Source organism: Nitrospirota bacterium, assembly GCA_035516965.1.
Taxonomy (GTDB): Bacteria; Nitrospirota; UBA9217; order UBA9217; family UBA9217; genus MHEA01.
This window is the reverse complement of the sequence record DATIZR010000006.1, coordinates 1-20,744: the sequence shown is the minus strand read 5'-3', so window position 1 is coordinate 20,744 and position 20,744 is coordinate 1. Positions and strand designations below refer to the sequence as shown.

At 57.5% G+C, this 20,744-nt stretch carries 21 protein-coding genes and 1 pseudogene; 11 read left to right on the top strand and 11 right to left on the bottom strand.

Going from position 1 to position 20,744, the window contains the following annotated elements; all coding sequences use genetic code 11:
- The 3 genes from gyrB to dnaA form a co-directional block, all read right to left on the bottom strand.
- Nucleotides 1-2,261: DNA topoisomerase (ATP-hydrolyzing) subunit B (gene gyrB, locus VL197_00640; protein HUJ16481.1), on the bottom strand; the 2,261-nt coding region annotated here is incomplete at its 3' end.
- Nucleotides 2,262-2,404: 143 nt separating this feature from the next.
- Complete coding sequence (gene dnaN / locus VL197_00635) at nt 2,405-3,520, bottom strand: DNA polymerase III subunit beta (GenBank protein HUJ16480.1); 1,116 nt, start codon at nt 3,518-3,520, stop codon at nt 2,405-2,407.
- An 87-nt stretch (nt 3,521-3,607) separates the two neighbouring features.
- Complete coding sequence (dnaA, locus tag VL197_00630) at nt 3,608-4,936, bottom strand: chromosomal replication initiator protein DnaA (GenBank protein HUJ16479.1); 1,329 nt, start codon at nt 4,934-4,936, stop codon at nt 3,608-3,610.
- Nucleotides 4,937-5,644: 708 nt separating this feature from the next.
- On the opposite strand from dnaA, the gene VL197_00625 reads away from it, so the two are divergent.
- From VL197_00625 to VL197_00605, 5 genes and pseudogenes are all read left to right on the top strand, one after another.
- Nucleotides 5,645-5,887, top strand: coding sequence for a sulfurtransferase TusA family protein (locus VL197_00625; GenBank protein ID HUJ16478.1), 243 nt, complete (start codon nt 5,645-5,647; stop codon nt 5,885-5,887).
- A 10-nt stretch (nt 5,888-5,897) separates the two neighbouring features.
- Complete coding sequence (locus tag VL197_00620) at nt 5,898-6,371, top strand: DsrE/DsrF/DrsH-like family protein (protein HUJ16477.1); 474 nt, start codon at nt 5,898-5,900, stop codon at nt 6,369-6,371.
- 128 nt (nt 6,372-6,499) lie between these two features.
- Nucleotides 6,500-6,823, top strand: a pseudogene (hisI, locus tag VL197_00615) (phosphoribosyl-AMP cyclohydrolase).
- 11 nt (nt 6,824-6,834) lie between these two features.
- A complete protein-coding gene (locus VL197_00610; protein ID HUJ16476.1) occupies nt 6,835-7,188 on the top strand; it encodes a histidine triad nucleotide-binding protein in 354 nt (117 codons plus the stop codon).
- Nucleotides 7,189-7,572: 384 nt separating this feature from the next.
- Nucleotides 7,573-8,148: an HD domain-containing protein gene (locus VL197_00605; protein HUJ16475.1), complete on the top strand. Its 576-nt coding sequence runs from the start codon at nt 7,573-7,575 to the stop codon at nt 8,146-8,148.
- Here the strand turns inward: VL197_00605 and VL197_00600 are convergent.
- Complete coding sequence (locus tag VL197_00600) at nt 8,089-8,766, bottom strand: nucleoside monophosphate kinase (protein HUJ16474.1); 678 nt, start codon at nt 8,764-8,766, stop codon at nt 8,089-8,091. The genes VL197_00605 and VL197_00600 overlap by 60 nt on opposite strands.
- A 127-nt stretch (nt 8,767-8,893) precedes the next feature.
- Nucleotides 8,894-9,328 carry an NUDIX domain-containing protein gene (locus VL197_00595; GenBank protein ID HUJ16473.1) on the bottom strand — a complete coding sequence of 145 codons (435 nt, stop codon included), beginning with the start codon at nt 9,326-9,328 and terminating at the stop codon, nt 8,894-8,896.
- A 199-nt stretch (nt 9,329-9,527) separates the two neighbouring features.
- Here VL197_00595 and rpmH point away from each other — a divergent pair, with 199 nt between their 5' ends.
- The 4 genes from rpmH to yidC are packed head-to-tail and all read left to right on the top strand — an operon-like array spanning nt 9,528 to nt 11,960.
- The gene (rpmH, locus tag VL197_00590) at nt 9,528-9,665 is read left to right on the top strand and encodes a 50S ribosomal protein L34 (GenBank protein HUJ16472.1); all 138 of its coding nucleotides are present in this window, start codon (nt 9,528-9,530) and stop codon (nt 9,663-9,665) included.
- A 17-nt stretch (nt 9,666-9,682) separates the two neighbouring features.
- Nucleotides 9,683-10,036: a ribonuclease P protein component gene (gene rnpA, locus VL197_00585; GenBank protein HUJ16471.1), complete on the top strand. Its 354-nt coding sequence runs from the start codon at nt 9,683-9,685 to the stop codon at nt 10,034-10,036.
- The gene (gene yidD / locus VL197_00580) at nt 10,037-10,249 is read left to right on the top strand and encodes a membrane protein insertion efficiency factor YidD (GenBank protein HUJ16470.1); all 213 of its coding nucleotides are present in this window, start codon (nt 10,037-10,039) and stop codon (nt 10,247-10,249) included. It begins immediately after the preceding gene.
- Between the two features lie 13 nt (nt 10,250-10,262).
- Nucleotides 10,263-11,960, top strand: a complete 1,698-nt coding sequence (gene yidC, locus VL197_00575) for a membrane protein insertase YidC (protein ID HUJ16469.1) — start codon at nt 10,263-10,265, stop codon at nt 11,958-11,960.
- Between the two features lie 108 nt (nt 11,961-12,068).
- Here yidC and VL197_00570 read toward each other — a convergent pair whose 3' ends face one another.
- Nucleotides 12,069-12,497, bottom strand: a complete 429-nt coding sequence (locus VL197_00570; protein HUJ16468.1) for a peptidylprolyl isomerase — start codon at nt 12,495-12,497, stop codon at nt 12,069-12,071.
- 189 nt (nt 12,498-12,686) lie between these two features.
- Between VL197_00570 and VL197_00565 the strand changes: the two genes are divergently transcribed.
- Together VL197_00565 and VL197_00560 are read left to right on the top strand one after the other, a co-directional pair.
- Nucleotides 12,687-13,382 carry a hypothetical protein gene (locus VL197_00565; GenBank protein HUJ16467.1) on the top strand — a complete coding sequence of 232 codons (696 nt, stop codon included), beginning with the start codon at nt 12,687-12,689 and terminating at the stop codon, nt 13,380-13,382.
- A 37-nt stretch (nt 13,383-13,419) separates the two neighbouring features.
- Nucleotides 13,420-14,025: a hypothetical protein gene (locus tag VL197_00560; protein HUJ16466.1), complete on the top strand. Its 606-nt coding sequence runs from the start codon at nt 13,420-13,422 to the stop codon at nt 14,023-14,025.
- Nucleotides 14,026-14,370: 345 nt separating this feature from the next.
- Here VL197_00560 and comD read toward each other — a convergent pair whose 3' ends face one another.
- The 5 genes from comD to VL197_00535 all read right to left on the bottom strand — a co-directional run bounded on the left by comD (nt 14,371) and on the right by VL197_00535 (nt 20,589).
- Nucleotides 14,371-15,519: a sulfopyruvate decarboxylase subunit alpha gene (gene comD, locus VL197_00555; protein ID HUJ16465.1), complete on the bottom strand. Its 1,149-nt coding sequence runs from the start codon at nt 15,517-15,519 to the stop codon at nt 14,371-14,373.
- Nucleotides 15,495-16,751 (bottom strand): cysteate synthase, encoded by a 1,257-nt coding sequence (locus VL197_00550; GenBank protein ID HUJ16464.1) that lies wholly within the window; start codon nt 16,749-16,751, stop codon nt 15,495-15,497. The genes comD and VL197_00550 overlap by 25 nt, the downstream gene beginning before the upstream one ends.
- 163 nt (nt 16,752-16,914) lie before the next feature.
- Nucleotides 16,915-18,117 (bottom strand): (Fe-S)-binding protein, encoded by a 1,203-nt coding sequence (locus tag VL197_00545; GenBank protein ID HUJ16463.1) that lies wholly within the window; start codon nt 18,115-18,117, stop codon nt 16,915-16,917.
- Nucleotides 18,118-18,308: 191 nt separating this feature from the next.
- Nucleotides 18,309-19,007 carry a hypothetical protein gene (locus tag VL197_00540; GenBank protein ID HUJ16462.1) on the bottom strand — a complete coding sequence of 233 codons (699 nt, stop codon included), beginning with the start codon at nt 19,005-19,007 and terminating at the stop codon, nt 18,309-18,311.
- 28 nt (nt 19,008-19,035) lie between these two features.
- Nucleotides 19,036-20,589, bottom strand: a complete 1,554-nt coding sequence (locus VL197_00535; protein ID HUJ16461.1) for a methyl-accepting chemotaxis protein — start codon at nt 20,587-20,589, stop codon at nt 19,036-19,038.
- Nucleotides 20,590-20,744 lie beyond the last annotated feature (155 nt).

The following is a 20,744-nucleotide window of genomic DNA, read 5'->3' as shown; positions in this document are numbered from 1 at the left end:
TCGGGGTCCATGGTGGTCTGCCACAGCTGCTCCGGGTTCATCTCGCCGAGACCCTTGTACCGCTGGATCGCAAGCCCCTTCTTGCCGAGGTCGAGCACATGGCGGACAAGCTTCCCCGTGTCGTGAAAGCTCTTCTCTTCGCCCTTTTCCCGGGCCCGGTACACGGGGCCGGCGATCCCGAGCAGTGCCGGCGACAGGCTCTGTAGCTCACGGAACTCCGGCGTGGTCACGAAGTTCTCATCCAGCACGATGCTCGAATGGGAGGCGTCATATTTCGTGTCAAAGCGAAGCCTGAGCGCTTGGTGTTCCTCGTCCGGCTCGATCGCCCAGTCGATCGTCGTTTTGGGGTGAAATTTCTTGAGATATTCCTCGATGGAGCGGGCCAGGATTGTGAGCACCGCTTCTTCTTTCAGGACCGCCTTGCTGAATGTCTTGTCCAGCAGGAGAGCCCGCAGCACCATCACGTCGATCCGCTTCCTGCGGAACTTATCGAGGGTCTTTTCGAACTGGACGAGTTTCTTGAGCACGGAAGTCAGCCGCTCGCCGGCGAGCCAGGCATCCTGCTCGGTCGAAAAGAGCTCGATGTCCTCCGCGGCCAGGTCGAGCAGGAAATCCTCCATGCGGGAATCGTCCTTGATATACCGCTCGGTCTTGCCGCGCTTTACCTTGAAGAGTGGCGGCTGGGCGATGTAGAGATAACCTCGCTCGATGATCTGCGGCATCTGCCGGTAGAAGAAGGTGAGCAGCAGCGTCCGGATGTGCGCACCGTCCACATCGGCGTCGGTCATGATCACGATACGGTGGTACCGGAGCTTCGAGATATCGAACTCCTCGGGGCCGATCCCGGTGCCCAGCGCCGTGATGAGCACTTTGATCTCGTCGCTGGAGAGCATCTTGTCGAAGCGCGCCTTCTCGACGTTCAGGATTTTTCCCTTGAGCGGCAGGATAGCCTGGTTCTTCCGGTCCCTGCCCTGCTTGGCCGACCCGCCCGCCGAGTCACCCTCAACGAGAAAGAGCTCGGAGAACGCCGGGTCCTTTTCCTGGCAGTCGGCGAGCTTTCCCGGCAGTGCCGTAGAATCCAGAACGCCCTTGCGTCTCGTCAGTTCACGGGCCTTCCGGGCAGCCTCGCGGGCGCGCGATGCATTCAGCGCCTTCTCGGCGACCTTGCGCGCGACGAGCGGGTTCTCTTCCAGGTAGGAGCCCAGTGATTCGTTCACCATGGCCTCAACGATCCCCTTGACCTCGCTGTTGCCGAGCTTGGTCTTGGTCTGGCCTTCGAACTGCGGGTTCGGCAGGCGGACGTTTACAACCGCGGTAAGGCCCTCGCGCACGTCCTCGCCCGAGAGAGCCTCTGCGGCGTTCTTGAGCAGCCCGCTCGAAACCGCATAGGCGTTCACCGTGCGGGTCAGGGCCGCCTTGAACCCCACCAGGTGGGTGCCGCCCTCAAGCGTGTTGATGTTGTTCGCGAAGGAGAAGACCTGCTCCACGTAGCTGTCGTTGTACTGGAAGGCGATCTCGACGAAGATGCCCTCGCGATCCTTCGCGAGGTAGATCGGCGAGGGATGGAGCGTGGTCTTGTTCTTGTTCAGATACTCGATGAACGAGGCGACGCCGCCCTCATACAGGAATGTCTGCTTCTTGCCGGACCGCTCGTCCTGTATCGAGATCTTGAGCCCGCGGTTCAGGAACGCGAGCTCCCGCAGCCGCTGGGACAGCACATCGTAGCTGTACTCCCGGTCCTCGAAGATCTGGAAGTCGGGCTTGAAGGTGATCTTGGTTCCCGTCGTGCCCGTCGTACCGGTCTCGGCAAGCGGGGCCTGGGGCGTGCCGCGCTCGTACCGCTGCTGGAACACCTTGCCGTTCTGCTTAATCTCGAGCTCGAGCCACTCGGAGAGCGCGTTCACGACGGATACGCCGACGCCGTGCAGGCCGCCGGACACCTTGTACACATCACCATCGAACTTGCCGCCGGCATGGAGCACGGTGAGGGCGACCTCTGCGGCGGACCGCTTCTGGATGCTGTGCATCTCCGTCGGGATGCCGCGACCGTCGTCGATCACTGTCACGCTGTTATCGATGTGGATGACGACGTCGATGTTCTTGCAGAAGCTGGCCATGGCCTCATCCACGCTGTTATCCACGACCTCGTAGACCAGGTGGTGCAAACCGACGCTTCCGGTGCTTCCGATGTACATCGCGGGACGCTTCCGCACCGCCTCAAGTCCTTCGAGCACCTTTATGCTGTCTGCTGTGTATTCCATCCACTCCCTGTAAAAAAGGGGATTTGTCCGATCCGGAGCAATCCCCTCACATCATAATACATTAGGAAAAAATGATTGGAAATCTTTCCGTAAAACTTTTTCTCCCTTTTCAGGCTTCCTTTGACATGAAGCGCGGGCGCCGCCTATACCCTCATGGGCATAACAACGCACTTGTAGTGCTCGTCGCCCTCCTCGGTAATGAGGCAGGGACTGAGCGAATCATTGAGCTCCAGCGCTATGTTCGACCGATCAATGGCGGACAGCACATCCATCAGATAGCGCGAGTTGAACCCGATGGTGATCGACTCGCCCTTGTAATCCACCGCGAGCTCCTCGCTGGCCTCTCCCACCTCGGGGTTGTTCGTGGAAAGAACGATGGTGTCCTTTTCGAGCTGCAGTTTAACCGCGTTCGTCTTTTCCTTCGAGAGGATGGAGACCCGCTTCACGGCATGGGAGAAAAGATCCTTGGACACAGCAACCTTCTTGGTGCTCTTGGCGGGCACCACCTGCAGGTAGTTGGGGTAATTGCCGTCGATGAGCTTGGACACCATGACCAGGCCGTCCCGCTTGAACAGGGCGTGGTTCTTGCTGAACCCGATCCGCAGTTCTGCCTTCGAAGAGTCCTCTTCCAGAAGGCGACGAAGCTCCATCATCGCCTTCTTCGGGATGATCATGCTCTCTTCCTTGTGCTTCGCATCGATGACGCGGTCGATCATCGAGAGACGGTGGCCGTCGGTGCCCACCATGCGGATGTTCAGGCCGTTCTTGCCCTGGTTCATCTGGACGAACAGGCCGTTCAGCACGTAGCGGGCGTCGTTCTCCCCGACCGAGTACAGGGTCTTCTTGATCATCTCCCTGAGCGTCTCGCCCTCGATGGCGATCATGCCCTCTTCGGCAACGTCGGGAAGGGCGGGGAATTCCTCCTTGGGGAGCGCCACGAGCTTGAACTGGGAATGGCCAGACTGGATCTTGACCCAGCTGCCGTCCTCCACCTTGATCTGGATATCGTCCGCCGGAAGCTCGCGGACGATCTCGTACATTTTCTTTGCCGACACGGTGACGGATCCCGGCTTCTCGACCTCTGCAGTGTAGCGTCCCCGCAGTCCGATCTCGAGGTCCGTCGCAACGATCTCGATGCCGTTGTCGTCGGCCGTGAGGAGCATATTGGAGAGAATGGGCATCGTGTTCTTTTTCTCGACGACCCCCTGGATCCTCTGCAACCCCTTCAGGATTTCCTCTTTCTTGATCTTGAGTTTCATCTAGGGAAGCCTCCTGTGACGTCCGAGAATTTTATCAGAATCCCTTCCAAATAGCAATAAAAATATGAGGCCTTTTCTTTTTGAGAATCAATGCCTTAACTGCTTAATCAACATCTCGATCCGGGCCTTCAGTTCAGGGTCTTTTTCCTTCTTTTCCTCGATCACTTTGCATGCGTGAATGACTGTGCTGTGATCTTTCCCGCCGAAGAACTTTCCTGTTTCCGGAAGGGATGAACCGACCACGTTCCTGCAGAGATACATGGCGACCTGCCTCGGCAGGACGATGGCCTTGGTGCGGCGCTTCGACTTCAAATCCGAGATCTTGATCCCGAAGGCTTCGGACACCGTCTTCTGGACGAGCTCGTTGGTAATCACTTTTTCGCGGCTGTCGAGAATGTATTTGAGTTCGTTCTTAGCAAGCTCCTGGGTGATCTCCATGTTGGTCAGGGACGAAACCGCGCCGAGCTTCACCAGGCCTCCCTCGAGCTCGCGGATGTTGTTCTTCATCATCGACGCGAGAAATTCCGCCACATCATCGGGGAGCCGGATGCCCCAGAAGTCCGCCTTTTTCTTCAGGATCGCGATCCTCGTTTCTAGATCGGGAGACTGGATGTCCGAGATCAGTCCGCACTCGAAGCGGGATCGAAGCCGCTCCTCGATGTCCGGTATTTCCTTGGGCTGGCGATCGCTGGTCAGCACGATCTGTTTCTGCGTTTCATAGAGAGCGTTAAAGGTATGAAAGAACTCCTCCTGCGTCCGCTCCTTGCCGGCAATGAACTGGATGTCGTCGATGAGCAGGACATCCATGTTCCGGTATTTCTGGCGGAACTCTTCCATGCGCTGGTGGCTCATGCGGTTGATGAGTTCGTTCGTGAACTGTTCCGAGGAAAGGTAGGCCACCTTGGTCTTGGGCGATCTGCTCTGGATATGGTGGCCGATAGCGTTTACGAGATGGGTCTTGCCCAGTCCGACCCCGCTGTAGATGAACAGGGGATTGTAGGCCCGCCCCGGTGCGTCGGCCACCGCCTTTGCTGCCGCATGGGCGAACTGGTTGCTCGGACCGACCACAAAGTTGTTGAAGGTGTACTTTCTCTCGAAGAGGCCGATTTTTTCCTCGCGCCCGTCTTTTTTTTCCTCTTTCACATGTCGCTGGGCCTTTTTCGGCTGCTGCGGCTGAACATAGAAGTCGATTTCCACGTCATCGCGCTTGGTGACTTCCTTGATGACATCGTACAACGTAGTCCAATAGTGTTCCTTTACCCAGTCGCGGTGGAATTTGCTCGGCACTTCAATGACCAGGCGGTTACCATCAAGGGACAGCAGCTTGGACTGGCTGAACCAGGTGTCATAACCCTGCTTGGACATTCGGTTTTCTATGAGCAGCAGTATCTCTTCCCAGACACGTTCCCGATCCATAAAAACCCCATAAAAACCGCATTAGTTACAAACACGCTTATCCACAGGTGTTAAGAACGATATATTTGCTTGTTTTTCAGGTAGTTGACGCTCGTGACGGAGGCTTATGGTCCGCTTTTTTTTAGCCTTATTTTGCGTGAATTTTGCTATCGCTGGAGGATTGTGTTTAGCATGTATTTTGCTAAACTGATCTTCTTGACTCTGCGGCATCCGGTAAGGGAAGGCTTGACTATACCAGAACCCCTATCTTCTGGCAAGGCCTTTTTCGAAAGCACACAACATGTATCGTGGGAACCCTGGTATTTTGGGTTTTATCCGCAAAAGGATGCGGAAAGGGGCAGACTGTTGAGACTCACACTTTGACTGCACTTCGGATGTCTGACGCACGATAACATTGCGGACCTTTTCCAACTCATGACGTACGAACCTCACAGTTTCTCCGATGAATGTCGAGCCTCGTATCATATTTATTTTTTTTATGTTTTTTCCGACATCCGTGCAGAATGTTCAAACCGTGCTGATGAGGATGACGAAGCCATGGATTCAGTTATATCTACTTCGAAATTCTTTTAACGGCCTCCAACTTGATTGGAATACTGTACAAAGCGTGCTTGATAAAAAATTGCTTGACTTCGAAACTATTAATGCTGTAACATAAAACACTTGTTTTTTTATCAGCTGTCATTTCTAATAATGTGGAGGTGTAGCATGTCTGCGGAAATCAAGGTTGACCAAGTGCTTGACGCGAAGGGTATGAGCTGCCCGCTCCCGATCCTGAAAACGAAAAAGGCTGTTGAGGCGCTTGCCAAAGACCAGGTCTTGAAGGTCGAGACGACGGACCCGGGGTCCAAGAACGATATGGCATCCTGGGCAAAGAGGACCGGCAATGAGATCCTGAAGGTGGAAGAGGGCTCAGGCTCATTCATCTTCTTCATCAAGAAAACCGCATAAGGAGAATACCATGGCAAATAAAAAAATGACAATCATTGCGTCGAAGGGCACACTAGACATGACCTATCCGCCGCTTATCCTTGCGACGACAGCAGTTGCCATGGATGTCGACGTCACCATCTTCTTCACCTTCTACGGTCTCGAGATCATCAAGAAGGACAACACGGAAAAGCTGAAGATCTCGCCGCTCGGCAATCCGGCCATGCCGATGCCGGTACCCATTCCTACCCTGGTTGCGTCGCTCCCGGGCATGGAGGCCATGGCAACGGCAATGATGAAGTCCATGTTCAAGAAGCACGGCGTCGCGAGCGTGGGCCAGCTGCTCGAAATGGCGAAGGAAAGCGGCGTAAAGCTCATCGCCTGCCAGATGACCATGGACGTGATGGGCTACAAGCAGTCGGACATCATCGACGGCGTAGAGTTCAGCGGCGCAGCGGCCTGGCTGGATGCGGCCGCTGACGCTGACATCAATCTCTTTATCTAAAGATCCATTCTCTGACTTGCATGCAGGACCGGCCTTTGTTTACTGGCCGGTTTTTTTATTTGCCTTTTTCTTCCTGTCCGAAGACGCCGGCTGGACATTTTTCCGGAATTGTGATACAAAGCTCTCACATGAAGATACCGGACAACCTCAAGTTTGATGAGAAAGGCCTCATTCCCGCGGTCATACAGGACTGGCAGAGCAACGAGGTCCTGATGGTCGCGTATATGAATGCCGAATCGCTCCGGAAAACCGTGGAAAGCGGCATGACCTGGTTCTGGAGCCGCTCGCGTCAGAAATTCTGGCAGAAGGGCGAGACCTCGGGGCACGTCCAACGCGTCAAGGACATCCTCTACGACTGCGATCAGGACACGCTGCTCATCAGGGTGGACCAAACAGGGCCTGCGTGCCACACGGGTTCGCGGAGCTGTTTCTTCCGCAGCTTTTCACGCCAGGAGGCCGCAAAGTGAGCCTCGATCCGAACTGTATCTTCTGCAGGATCATCGAAAAGAAGATTCCCTCGAAGATCGTATACGAGGACGAGTCGTCGCTGGCGTTCGAGGATATCAATCCCCAGGCCCCCGCCCATATCCTCGTGGTTCCCAAGAAGCACATTCCCGAGATCCACAGCATGACCGGCAGGGACAAGGATACGGTCGGCCACCTCTTTCTCGTCGCAAAAACGATTGCGGAGCTGCAAGGCCTGGACAAAAAAGGCTATCGCATGGTCATCAACAACGGCGCCGGCGCCGGACAAACCGTGTTTCATGTTCATCTCCATCTTCTGTCAGGCCGCAGGTTCTCCTGGCCTCCGGGTTAATAACGGGCTCCTGTGAAATCGGGATGGACAAGGTGTGGAGAAGTCCTCCGGGCGAGTTTTCCACACCGCCCGCTCCCGATTCGCACAACCGTGTCGACAGTTTCTCTGAAAGTCTTTATCGTTCCTTTTCATAACGTTCTTGCCACTACCAACATCTTCACATCACTTACTACTACTACTGCTATTTTTATTTATATCCAGTAATAATAAAGAACGAAGAGCGCACCTGGGGAAAACCAATCATCGGGATGCCAGAGAGGGAGACAACGGGACAGGGAAAACAAAGACCAGAGGGATATACTGTCATCTGGTCTTTTCTGGATGTCACTGGGGAACGCGGAATGTATTTACGGAGAAGGGAAATCGTTGCATAAAGAGCGGCTCATGAAAAATATCGCAAACTTTCTGTTCGAAGCGGGCATGCTGAAGCGCACGCCGCGGAGCGGGTTTCAATTCCTGGGTACCGGAGCGGAATCCGTGGCGGAACATATCTTCCGCACGACGTACATCGGCTATTCCCTGGCAAAGCTTGCACAGGGCGTGGACGTGGACCGCATGATCAAGATGTGCCTGTTCCATGACCTTCCCGAAGCGCGGACGGGCGACCTCAATTACGTGAACAAAAAATACGTGGAGGCGAACGAGAAAAAGGCCATTGAAGATCTTGCGGCAACGCTGCCGTTCGGTGACGAGATCCGGGAGTTGGTCCTTGAATTCAACGAGGGAAAAACCGGGGAAGCAAAGCTGGCGCGCGATGCAGACCAGCTCGAGATGATCCTCGCGCTCAAGGAGTACAAGGACCTGGGAAACACCTATGCCGAGGAGTGGCTGGCTTTTTCGCTCAAGCGGCTGCAAACAGACGCAGCGAAGGAGCTGGCAAAGGTCATTCTGGAAACGGACTCATCGCTCTGGTGGTTCAGCGATAAGGGCGACTGGTGGGTCAGCGGCGGCAAGCGCTGAGAGCTTTTGATAGGCCTCTGCGGGCGTCATGGTCCCGCTCACGGCCAACCGGTAGATCATCCGGCCGAGCTTCTCATAATGGTCAATCAGTGGCGCGGTCCGCGACCTGAAGAGAGCGAGCTTCTTCCCGATCAGTTCCACGTTGTCATCCACGCGTTCCGTTCTGTCCCCTCCCACATTGTCCCGGATCCTGCAGAATACTTCCTCGGCAACACAATCGAGAACAATGAGCGCGTGAACGTGCGCGATGCGTTCGATATCCCTTGCCTGGCCCTCGTGCCTCGGGATGCCGTTCAGAACAAGGATATCGTATTGTGAGAAGCCGTTGCGCTGCAGGAACAGGGTTATGGTCTTTTCTGCGAGGGAGAAGTGCTCGTTCTCGAGCAGAAGACCGCGTTCCAGAACGCCGTGGATGAAGTCGAGCTCTTCTGGGGAGTAAGAAGCTGACCGTTCGCCGTCCGAAACGGCATTGCGCAGTTCTGATCCGAAGTCCAGGTGATGGCAGCTCCGCCCGAACAGGCCGTTTCGGACTATGGCATCGCCGAGCGGGCTCTTGCCCACGCCGGTGGGGCCGAGGAGCAGGATGGAATCAATTGGATGCGGGCATGATGTTGTCATGTGATTTATTGCGCTCTCGTGGAATGGCTGGAACCAAAACGTTGGAACGTCCTGGCTCGAAAGACGCTTGGGTTTAAAGGTTTTCGCTCTCTTCGCGCCTTGGCGGTAACAATCTTTGCCCTGCGCCCTATCCTGGATGCAATCTATTCCGCAGGCTCTCCAAACTTTTCCTCGACGCGATCGTGAGCTCCTGCTCCGGGATGTCCTCAAGTCTGAACCAGCCGATCGCATCGCACTTGTGGGGCTCCCTGATGCGCGGCGTGCCGCTCACGTACCTGCACAGATAGGTCGGCGAAACCCAGTGCTGACCCTCGCCGGGGATGACGTGGTTCACGACGTCGAGCAGCTGCAGGACAGCGATATCGAAACCGTATTCCTCCCGCACCTCGCGTGTGAGTGCGTCTTCAAGCTGCTCGCCGAACTCGACGCTGCCTCCGGGGAACTCCCATTTGTGCCGCTCGTTCCGAGCCTCTCTGCCGCGCTTGGCCAGAAAGGCCTTGCCTTCGTCGTTCATGATGACAGCGCCGACACCCACACCGATGTAGTCAATGCCCTTCTTCACCCGGATCACCGTCCCTGAAACCTTCCGCTCCAGAGCATGAAGAGGGTGGAGGCAGGAAGGAATCATTTGAATAATTCCGCTGCAATCTACCAAAAAGACCACGTAAAGTCAAAAGCCCGTTTCCTTTTGGTTTTTGCTTGACATCTTTACGTTTTAGCTTATAATACCGCCTTATTCGAAAATCGAGAAGGAGCAGGACATGTCGGAAACAACAGCACAAAAGAGCAATCTCAAGCAGAAGCGGGCGCAGGGATTCCGCAAGCGCATGAGCACGGCCAAGGGCCAGGCTGTCATCAACCGTCGCAGGGCCAAGGGAAGAAAACGTCTCGCCGTGTAGTTCCGTCGGGTACGTACATGCCCTACGCATACCGGAAGAGCGAGCGGATACGGAAAAACAGTGAGTTTGTCTCTGTGATGAAAGGAAAAAGACTGTCGGTTGACGGTCTTTCTCTTTTTTATAGCCGGAACGATGCCGGTCATTTCAGGGTCGGGGTATCGGTCGGCAAAAAGCTGGCGAACGCCGTCGGAAGAAACAGGCTGAAGCGCCAGATAAGGGCCTGCATCATGAAGGTGTTGAAGGACACGTCGTCCGGGTATGATCTTGTCTTTGTGGCGCGCCGGGAGTTCGCGAACGCCGACCACGGGCGGGTCCTGAAGGCCGTGGACCGGCTGCTCCACCACACCGCAATCTGCGGACCGGCGTCGTAAATGATAAAACGATTCGTGATCACCCTCATTCGGCTGTACCAGCGGTTCATCTCGCCAATGCTGCCGGCGGCCTGCAGGTTCACGCCAACCTGTTCCGAATACGCACGTGAGGCTTTCGAGAAAAAAGGATTGTGCAAGGCAGCCTGGATGACCTTCGTTCGCATCTCAAAATGTCATCCCTTTCATCCGGGCGGATACGATCCCGTACAGTGATTCCGGAGGATCCATGGAAACCCGTCGCTTCATTCTAGCCCTCTCTTTGTCGCTCATCGTGTTCGTGCTATACGTGCGCTTCTTCGCGCCCAAGCCGCCGGAGATGCCCGCCGTCCCTGAACGTGCACAGCAGCAGGCTGCGCAGGAGAAGGCGGAGAAGCCCGCAACTGCCACACTCGCCGCGGGAGCCGTCGCGACCAGGATCGTTCCCGCAGTCAAGGGGAAAGATATCGTCGTTGAAACCGACCTGGTCAGGGCCGTCGTGAACACGGCCGGAGGCGTGATCACCGGCGTGGAGCTCAAGCATTACCGAGAAGGGAACAAGACCCCGGTAGGCTTGGGCGTGCTCTTCGACAAGATCATGGGCCGGGAGAAGAAGATGGAAGCGCCCAAGAAAGCGCTGGGGAATGTGCAGCTCGTCCCTTCCTACGACACGGTCGACCGCAGGGACATGATCGCACCGCTCACCATCACGCCTCTGGACAAGGACCTCTCCGCGTTGTCCCAGGTGGAGTACCGGACGGACCGTGACGCGATCCGCCTCGACAGGGACAAGCCGTCGGACACGCTGGTCCTCACCTATGCGGGCCCCGGCGGCATCGTCCTCGAGAAGCGACTCACGTTCCACAATGACAGCTACCGGATCGATGTCACGGTCAATACAAAAGGCGTTGACGGATACAGGCTTTTCCTGGGCACGGACTTCGGGCTCGCGGACAAGGTGAGCAAAGATGCCAGCGGCCGCGTGGGGTTCGCGGCAATGGTCGACGGCAAGGCCGTGACGGACAAGCTAGACAAAATCAAGGGAGAATTGCCATACAGCGGCACGATCGCGTGGTTCGGGCAGGAGGACAAGTACTTCACCGCGGCGCTCCTGTACGGCGACCGCGGCATCGTCACCGCCAGGAAAGCGGCGGCGCCGCCGGAGTCCGGGGACCTGCTGACCTCCGACGTGACGATCAAGGAAAAGCCCGAGGCCCGTACATTCGCCCTCTACGCTGGCCCCAAGAGCTTCACGCTGCTCGAGGCGCAGGGGCACGGCTTAGAACAGATGGTCGACTACGGCTGGTTCGGCATCCTCGCCAAGCCCATGTTCTGGCTCCTCCAGCAGTTCTACCGGTTCACCAGCAACTACGGCGTGGCGATCATCCTGCTGACCATTGTCGTGCGTTTGCTCCTGTTCTACCCCTCGCTCAAGAGCGCGACTGCCATGGAGGAGATGAAGAAGATCCAGCCGCAGCTCACGGCGCTCCGGGAAAAGTACAAGAAGGACCCGCAGCGCATGAACCAGGAAATGATGAAGATGTACAAGGAGCACAAGGTGAACCCGCTCGGCGGCTGCCTGCCGATGCTGCTCCAGCTTCCGTTCTTCGTCGCGCTTTACAACGTGTTGTCCGTGTCCATCGAGCTCCGCCAGTCCCCGTTCCTGTCCTTCTGGATCAAGGACCTCTCGTCGTATGACCCGTTCTATATTCTGCCGATCCTGATGGGCGTTAGCATGGTCTTCACGATGAAGATGACGTCCACCTCGGTGGACCCCCAGCAGCAGAAGATCATGATGTTCATGAACATCGCGTTCATCTTCCTGTTTGCCTGGCTCCCGGCCGGCCTGCTGCTCTACATCACCCTGAGCAACGTGCTGTCCATCGTGCAGCAGCTGTATGTCCGGAAGCTCATTGGAGCCTCGTCGGACGCGGTGATCGTGAGCTAGCCAGCAGCGTTCCGCTCCTTCCGGCGGCATGCCGGGAGGAGCTTCTCTTCTTCTCCCTCATGCCCCTTCCCTCCCGGGTTCGGCCGGCTTGCGACGTGAGCCAGGGCCCTACTGAATGCCGATAAGCTCAAGCTCGAAGGTCAGCGCCTTTCCCGCCAGCGGATGATTGGCGTCGAGCGTAATGCTCTTATCCGTGACGCTCATCACCGTCACGAGCATGACCTTGTCATCGACCTGCGTTACCTCGAGCCGCTGCCCCACATTCGGACTGACGCCTTCGGGAAGACGGTCCCGGCTCATCGTGAAGATCATATCGTCGCGCCGCGCACCGTATGCCTTTTCCACCGGGATCACGACGGTCTTTGTTTCACCGACACTCATCCCTGCAACCGCCTGCTCGAACCCCTCGATCACCTGGCCCTTGCCGATCGTGAACCGGAGCGGATGCCGGCTGCGCGACGTGTCGAAGACCGTGCCGTTCTCCAGCTTTCCCGTGTAATGGACCTGTACACTGTCTCCCTGCTTCGCCTGTGCCATGATTCTTTCCTTTCTCGTGACGGATCCGGATATCCGGCCTCCCCGAGGCGGCCGGAGCTGAAGTGTAACCTTTTCGGCAGTCTCGTGCAATCAATTATTTCACAGGATGCTCGCGCTATCCGCGTAGGAGGCCGCCGGTGTCTTGACATCGTGCGGGACGTGGTATATTGTACCGGCGAGGGGAAAACGATGTCAGAACCGATAAAGATCGATTACGCCTACCAGTTCAAGACCGGCGCGCCGGTGCGCTTCAATCTTCGCCTCGACCGGGAGACGCTCGCCCTCCAGCTCGAGAAAAGGCCGGACCCGCCGCTCTGGGCGCTCCTGAACCACAAGAAGTGCGAGAATTGTCCCCTCGACGAGCGCCGCCATCTGTACTGCCCGGTCGCGCTGAACTTTGCGGACATTGCCGAGCCCTTCAAGGACATGCTCTCGCACGAGAAGGTCATGGCCACCGTCACGACCGAGGAGAGGACCTTTTCCAAGGAGACCATGATCCAGCACGGCCTGAGCCCGCTCGTCGGGATCATCATGACCACCAGCGGATGCCCGATCATGGAGCATCTGAAGCCCATGGTGCGGTTTCATCTGCCCTTCGCTTCCCTGGACGAGACCATCTTCCGCATGGTGTCGATGTATCTTTTCGTCCAGTACTACCGGAATCAGGACGGCAAGCCGGCGGAGTGGAACCTTGACGGCCTTCTGAAGGCCTATGCGGAAGTAAGCATCGTGAACCGCGACTTCGCGAACCGGCTGCGGGACGCGGCAAAGAAGGACGCGAACATCAACACGCTGGTCAACCTTGACTGCATGGCGGCCATGATGCCCTTTGCAGCCGAAGAAACGCTCAAGAACCTGAAGCCGTACTTCTCGGCGTATTTGTAATTTCACTCTATGCTTCATATAAAGTAAAGGACGAGCCATGTCAGACAAAGAGAGACCATTGCCAAAGCCGCCGAATAAGGCGTTTGGACGAAAGAACAATTTTGAACAGGGCGAAGACCAGTCGTCGCTCCTGGCTGACCGCATGGCAGCAGCTGCGGCGGAGGGAAAACTGGATGAATTCCTGAAGCAAGAGATGCCGGACAACGAATACGCCCGCAATCTCGCGAACATGATGATGGGAATGACGGGCATGATGCCGGGGGGCATGCCGGGTATGGGCATGAACCCGGGCCCGGCAAAGCAGGAAGAGCGGCAGGGACCGACTGGCGAGGCCGCTGCCACCGAAGTGCCCGAGGATGTCCGGACGGCGATCAAAGGCGGCGATGTGCAGAGCCTCATGGGACTGCTTCGTAGAGAGCATCAAAAGCGAAATCCTGATTCGCCGTTATTACAGCAGCAAGAAATGACCGAAGCATCGCCTGTTCAACAGCCGGCTTCAGGGGAACAGCAGCCCGCCATCGACAAAGAGATCATCGATTCTCTGCTCCGGATCGCGATGGACAACAGCGTCAGCCTGGACTGGATCATTCTGCGCGCGATCAAGGTGTATGTGCAGGAGTACCAGAAGACCGGGAAGTTGTGAGTTCGAATGTTTCTGCAATTCAGTAGGTTGGGTAGAACGTAGTGAAACCCAACTTAATTCTTGAAGACTGTTCTTGAGGGCAAGTAACTGATGATTGGTGCGAAAGAAATATTCTGTCGGGTTTCGCCTTGCTCTACCCGATCTACCGCTGAATGTGATTTCAAAGTGGTCAGAAATTCATGATTGGAGAATTCCGCTGTAGGGAATCACGTATTTGCTGTTTATCTTAATGAACCTGTAAAAGGCTTGGCCAAAACCTGAAGTAGCAATAATCGATTAACATTGAACACGGATTAACCTGTCGGTCGAGACCAACGCGCAAAAGCAGCGCGTCTTACCCGCACCTTACCCTCTTAAAAACTCTTGCACCTGCCTCTTGATCTCCAGATGACCAATAGGGATGTTCGGCACATCCTTGTTACCCGGGATGGCTAGGGCATGGATGAACGTCAAACCTTCCCGCGGCCTCCCCATCACTTCTTTGATCTCTTCTTCACTTGCGACCTTGATCGTATTCCTGAACCCGAAACCCCTGGCAACCTGTTCAAGGTCAACGCTGGTCCGCGCGAGCGTGGGCTGGTTCCCGGTCGAGCCGTAGGCGCCGTTGTCGATGGCGATGATCGTGAGGTTATTCGGTGAGAGCCCCGCCGCAGTCGCAAGCGTGCCGGGGTTCATGAGCAGGCTCCCGTCCCCGTCGATCACGACCACCCCTTTTTTCGACGTGAGTGCAATGCCGAGGCCGATCGGCGTCACCATGCCCATGCTGCCGAGCATGTAAAAGTTCGATAGCTGGTGTTTGAGTGCGTAGAGCTCCTTGGAGGGCCAGCCGAGATTACTCACCACGACCTTGCTTTCAAGATAGGGCGCGAGGATCCTGATGATGTCGTACCGGGTGAAGACCGGCGACGGCCACTGAACTTTATCGGAACCAGCGGCCGCAGTCTCGCGCTTTCCCGAATCGACCTTGGAGGGTCCGGGCTCCACGATCCGCACGCCGCACTCGTAGCCTTCCCAGACCACGGGGCTCATCAGAAAAGCGTGAACCCGGTTTTTGCTGTAGACCTCGGGCAGCTCCTGCTCGACCTTCCTGAGCTCCTTGCTTGAGTTGATCTCTGTCCAGCCGATGCCCGCGCCGGACAGGATGCCGGGAAGCTTCAGCCCCATGGGAAACTGCGCCGCGATCTTCTCCTGGTACACGCCCCTGCGGCTCACGAACAGGGCCAGCGGCAGCTCATAGAACGCGGTCAGCGACAGCAGGGCGTTGATCATATTCCCGATGCCCGAGCTCTGGATGAACATGGCCGGCCGTTTGCCCGCGAGCGCCCCGCCGGCGCAGATGCCCACGCCCTCTTCCTCCCTGGTCAGGGGAACGTGGAGGAAGGCCTTTTCGACCATCTCCAGAAGGGTCTTGATCTTCTCGCAGGGAAGGGACGCGGTAAAATCAACGTTGTGCCTGATCAGGGTCGCGATCAGCTCTTCTTCAGGACGTTGCACAGCATCTCCTCGATCTCTTTTTCAGTCGCGTTCTTCGAGATGAATTGCGGCACCACGCTATAGGTCTTCTTGTTCTTGCGCAGCCGCTCCTCGCCGCCCCCGGTGATGTTCAGGAGGACGCTCTCGTTCTTTTTGATGGCGCCGCTCTGGACGGCCTGCTTGAGCACGGCTATGGCCACGCCGGAGGCGGGAACGACATCGATCCCTTCGGCCTTCAGGAACAGGTCCATGCCCGCGTACACCTCATCGTTCTCGACGCCGTACATCCTGCCCTTCGTCGCGCTCAGCGCGTCATATACACCGCCCTGCACCGAGTAAGCGGGATACCGCGTGGAAAGAACACGCGTCGTAATCAGTCCGATGAGCTCGGGCCTCAGGTCGTCGGGGAAGAGCGCCCGGCTTTTTTTCTTCCACGCGTGCACCATGGGCGCAAATGGCAGATTCTGGCCGAGGTGCAGGACCGGCAGATGCGAACCGAACCGGCCGTCCCGGACGAACCGCTCAGCCATCTCCCAGGCGCCGACAGCGCCCGTGCCGCTTCCGACCGCCTGCACGTAGTGGTCAGGCAGCCTGCCGATCTTCGAGACCGCCTCCAGGAGCGTGATGCCGAGGCCGTCGCGCTTGGCAATGTTCTTTACCCCGCCCTCGAAGGGGAACCCGAGGGTCAGGGCGATCCGCTTCGCCACATCGATGGAATCGGAATAGTCGCCGTCGCCGACAGCGAGGGTCGGCACCAGGGAGGAGCTTTCCAGGTACCACATCTCCGTCAGGCACATGCGGGGGACCACGATGATGGCGGGAAAGCCGGTGATGGCTGAAAGGTGGGCAAAGGCCCGGGCCGTGTTCCCGGCAGAAGCTACGATCAGCGCATCAACGCCGTTCTCCCTGGCGTTCTGGAGCACAACGGCGGCCTCGAATTCCTTGAAGGTGCAGGTCTCGAGCAATGCGCCCTGCTCCGGCCAGTACCCGTTGAACACTATGTAAAGGTTTTCGAGTCCCAGGTGCCTGGCAAGGCCCTGCGAGCGGTACACGAGCGGACCGGGCTGCACGCCTTCCGGCTCGTGAACGGGAAGCCAGTTGAAGCGCCAGATGCCCTCCGTTGAGCGCTCCTGAAAGCGGGCATCCCGATACTCGGTGACGAGCAGAGCGTCCTTGCAGTGCTCGCAGGAGGTACAGAAGGAGTTCTCGAGAACCTTGCCGCACGCCCTGCATTTGATTGAATAATGGCTCATGGTTCTCACAAAATAAGACGATGAAATATTAACCACAGATGAACACGGGTACGGCCTTACCGCACGCACCGATAAAAATGGAAAGTAAAAACTGAGAGTCCCTTTTTTATCCGTGAGGCGAAGCCCCGTGTGAGCGAAGGTCCTGTGGTTCCGTTCTTCGGTACTATATCAACCCGCTCACCAGCTCCATGATGTCCGTGATCCGGACCTGGTTCTTGTACCCCTGCATGGCCTCGTTCACCTTGGCGTAGCAGGCCGGGCAGGCGAGGATCAGGCGGTCCGCCTTCTTTGCCACGGCCTCGTCGATCGTGAGCCTGCCCATGGCGATCGCGTTCTCGTGGAACACCTTGCGGGCCGCGCCGCCCGAACCGCAGCACCGGGAGTTCAGGCCGCGCCGTTCGAATTCGAGCAGGGTGACGCCGGGAATGCTTTTGAGAACCCGGCGCGGCTCCTCGATCACGCCGACTCCCCGCGAGAGATAGCAGGGATCATGGTAGATGATCCGTTCCCGCAGTTCCTTGTTTACCTTTATTTTACCCTTTTCGATCGCGTCCAGCACATGCTGAGTGATGTGCCTGATCTTGAACGGCAGGGGCCCGCCGTAGATCAGGGGCCAGTCCCGGGACATGATGTTCACGCAGCAGGGGCAGGAGCAGACGAGCTTCTTGACGCCCCTGGCCCGGTATCCCTCGACGAGCCTCGTGACAAGCTCCTTCAGAAGGTCATGCTGGCCTGTGATGAAGAGCGGAAAACCGCAGCAGACCTCTTCTTCCGGCGGAAGCATGGTAAAGGGTTCGCCTGCTGCGTTCAGAACGAGCACGTCGCCCCGGACCATGGGCTGGGCCTCGTAGGCGCCGGTGCAGCCCGCGTAGTAGGCCACGTCCGCATGCTTGGCTATTGTCACGCTCTCCGGGAACCAGGGCTCGTACCGCTCCGCTGCAGGCTTGTCATAGGGATTGCCCGAGTTTTTGACAACTTTCGGAAGGTTCTTCTGAACGCCGATGGGCCCGAGTCCCCGCTTCACCATCTCTTTCCTGAGCATGGGCCAGAGGCGCTGGGTGAATATGCCGACGGGGCAGTTCTGGCCGCAGGCGCCGCAGGTCGTGCATTCATAGACCGCCTTGGTGAAGTCCTCCAGCAGTTTTCGGTCCACGTCCTTAGGCCCGAACAGGGTTGCCTTGAGCCCGTCGGTCGCACGGATGAACTCTCGGAACATCCGGATCTTCTCCGGCGGCGAGATCGAGGGGTTGCCGGTCACGTCCTGGACCGGACAGTGCTTCAGGCACTCGCCGCACTGGGTGCAGGCGTCGATCTCGAGGATCTGGTGGGGCGAGAGCTCTTCGGAGAAGGAGCATTTATTTTTCATTTAAACCACCGGCATAATGTAACCACGGGTCCCGCGGTGCGCAACACACGCCCTTCACTCGTTTATGGCAGCGCCTTCACATGAGCAGGCTATGTTGCCACACCCTACATTCACGCTTCGCACTCATAAGCGTCGGGTGCAGGCTCGTAACCACTGGGTGCAGGCAGATGAACACAGGTTTAAAAACCGTTTTAACGTGGCTCATAGGGTCCATGCATCACATTGCGCAGCGCCTGCTCCTGTCTTCTCGCCTCCAACATCACCAGCGGCGCGGTCAGGATGTGGGTGGGGAGCAGGAGGACCAGCAGCAGCACCAGGACAAAATGAACGAAGAACAGGATGCTTGCGGGAGCGGGAGCGGGCGAAACGCTCACGATCCCGAAGGCGAACAGCTTCACCGCAACCAGGTCAGGCTTGATCAGCGCATGCATCAAGACGCCGGCGGAGCTGATGATCAGGGCCACGGCGAGCAGGAACATGTTCGCGGGAGACGCATACTTCTCATGTTTCGTAAGCAGCCGGACAACGAGGATATAGATAAGAGAGAAGGGCAGGATATATCCGGCGACAAGCCCCGGTGTTTGCAGCAGCCATACCCAGCCCGGTATGGGGTTCAGGAAAAAACGCAGATGCCGCAGGAGGACCAGGAGGAAGGAGGCGTGAAACACCCACTCTCCCGCCCACAGCGCGGCGTTCACGTTGATAAGCCGTCCGAGGAGCAAGACATCGAAGGCCGTGAGCACCCACACCTGCGTCCGCGACCCGGGGTTCAGCTGAGCCCCGGGCATCTGTCTGCGCGCCGCGCTCCACCAGACCAGCAGGTGCATCAGGAATCGTATCCAGAAGGCGGCGTAGACCGCGTACGCTGCCGCTATGAGCAGTTTTCCCATCCGTTATGGTCGTCCACCTTCTTTTTGTCTATTGTACCATATCAGGCAGATAACCGAAACGCAGACAGCCCCAGTGGCGGCCGGAGATCGTCAGGGGGGCGGCGATGTCCACGACAAGCTCGCCGCCCGCAGCGATCGGACGTCTGAAGGCCTGGCCCAGGATCCTGTCGCTCCGCGCGCCGGCGAGAGAAACGGGGTCCTTCATTTTTACCTTCGCACGGGCGGGGTTCACATGCGTGGGCATGTAGCCGTTCTTGTCCATGACAACCACATAGGTCAGCCGCTTGTCCGATCCTGCCCATTGCTTGAGCAGGGGCAGCACGCCGGAGTCGAAATAGCCGTTGGCCCTCGTCGTGAACTTGTCCGCCTCTCCGGCCGGGCTGTAGCTCTCGTCAAAGAGCGCCGCCTGATCGAGCCTTCCCTGCTGCAGCGACTCCTGGAGGAGCGTGGTAAGCGAGGCGGTGCAGCTCCTGAGCATCCCCTCCATGGCATCGTCGGTTTCGTCCTTTTTCACGCTGCAGAGCTGGCTGTACAGGTTGTGCGCGAGGGACGCGACGGAGTCTCCCGAGGAGGTGATGGCCTTTGCCAGCTCCTTGGCGTCGACCGCGTATCCGGAGACCTTCTCCATGTTGTTCAGCACATCCGTGGAGACCTGCGCCTGCTCCTCCGAGGCTGTCGCGATCCGGTTGATCATGTCGACGGTCTGTTTGACCTCGTCGGCGATCTTCTTCAGCGATTCTTCGGCGCCCTTCGACCTCTCGATGTTCTCGGCTGCCTGCTTTTGCGTGATGTCCATCGTGGAGAGCGAATGATCGGCTTTTTCTTTGACGTCCTTGATCATGTCGCCGATCTCTTTGGTCGCCGCCGCGGTCTTGTCCGCCAGCTTTCGCACCTCGTCGGCCACGACCGCGAAGCCGCGGCCCTGCTCCCCTGCCCGGGCCGCCTCGATGGCGGCGTTCAGGGCGAGGAGGTTCGTCTGGCCCGCGATGTCGTTGATCACCACGATGATTCTGTCGATATGGTCCGTGGCCATGGAGAGCGCCTTGTTCGTTTCGGCCCAGTCCGCGATGTTCTTGGAAAGGAGCTCGATGCTCCTGACATTCTCTCCGATGGCCCTTGTTGCCGTTGCCGCGCCGTCCGATGACGACGCGCCGGTCTTTGCCACGGAGGTCGCGTTCCGCGCGATGTCATTGATCGTCGAGCTCATTTCCTCCATTGCCGTCGCGACGTGGACGGCCTGGGAGCTCAGCTTGTCGGACAGCTCCTGCAGCTGTCCGGCCACCTGCTTCATCGAATCCGAGGTCTTCGTGAGCTGGTATCCGATGGAAAAGGCTTTCTTGAAGCTCTCGCCCAGCTTTCCGATAAGCTTTTTCAGCGAGAAGAGTATCTCCGCCTGCGACCCGGCGGGCTTCGTCTTCGTGGAGAACCGGGCTGCAAGGTCGGGACGGCCCGAGGCGGTCCGCAGGAGGTGTTCCCTCAGCTCTGAATCAAAGCGGTTTACGCGCCGGACAACCAGGAAATAAACGTTTGCGGCGATAGAGGCCGCTGATAAAGCGGCCAGAAACACTGTTGTGCCTGACATGGTATCCCCCATAGTGCCATGAGTTGCCGTATGTGTATGATTATCGGCAGAATGGGAAAATACTTTAGCGGACATGTTCGCGGGCAACGGTAGGTTAAAATCACAATTTGAGAAAGAACGACAGGTTCCGATGGCGCGGCGGGACGTGATGACGG

Coding starts and splice junctions, on each gene's coding strand:
- VL197_00540 (HUJ16462.1), bottom strand. CDS start 19,007: ATGGGAAAACTGCTCATAGCGGCAGCGTACGCGGTCTACGCCGCCTTC.
- yidC (HUJ16469.1), top strand. CDS start 10,263: ATGGAAACCCGTCGCTTCATTCTAGCCCTCTCTTTGTCGCTCATCGTG.
- rnpA (HUJ16471.1), top strand. CDS start 9,683: ATGCCCTACGCATACCGGAAGAGCGAGCGGATACGGAAAAACAGTGAG.
- VL197_00550 (HUJ16464.1), bottom strand. CDS start 16,751: ATGAGCCATTATTCAATCAAATGCAGGGCGTGCGGCAAGGTTCTCGAG.
- rpmH (HUJ16472.1), top strand. CDS start 9,528: ATGTCGGAAACAACAGCACAAAAGAGCAATCTCAAGCAGAAGCGGGCG.
- VL197_00570 (HUJ16468.1), bottom strand. CDS start 12,497: ATGGCACAGGCGAAGCAGGGAGACAGTGTACAGGTCCATTACACGGGA.
- dnaA (HUJ16479.1), bottom strand. CDS start 4,936: ATGGATCGGGAACGTGTCTGGGAAGAGATACTGCTGCTCATAGAAAAC.
- VL197_00560 (HUJ16466.1), top strand. CDS start 13,420: ATGTCAGACAAAGAGAGACCATTGCCAAAGCCGCCGAATAAGGCGTTT.
- yidD (HUJ16470.1), top strand. CDS start 10,037: ATGATAAAACGATTCGTGATCACCCTCATTCGGCTGTACCAGCGGTTC.
- VL197_00605 (HUJ16475.1), top strand. CDS start 7,573: ATGAAAAATATCGCAAACTTTCTGTTCGAAGCGGGCATGCTGAAGCGC.
- dnaN (HUJ16480.1), bottom strand. CDS start 3,520: ATGAAACTCAAGATCAAGAAAGAGGAAATCCTGAAGGGGTTGCAGAGG.
- VL197_00620 (HUJ16477.1), top strand. CDS start 5,898: ATGGCAAATAAAAAAATGACAATCATTGCGTCGAAGGGCACACTAGAC.
- VL197_00565 (HUJ16467.1), top strand. CDS start 12,687: ATGTCAGAACCGATAAAGATCGATTACGCCTACCAGTTCAAGACCGGC.
- VL197_00535 (HUJ16461.1), bottom strand. CDS start 20,589: ATGTCAGGCACAACAGTGTTTCTGGCCGCTTTATCAGCGGCCTCTATC.
- VL197_00600 (HUJ16474.1), bottom strand. CDS start 8,766: ATGACAACATCATGCCCGCATCCAATTGATTCCATCCTGCTCCTCGGC.
- VL197_00545 (HUJ16463.1), bottom strand. CDS start 18,117: ATGAAAAATAAATGCTCCTTCTCCGAAGAGCTCTCGCCCCACCAGATC.
- VL197_00625 (HUJ16478.1), top strand. CDS start 5,645: ATGTCTGCGGAAATCAAGGTTGACCAAGTGCTTGACGCGAAGGGTATG.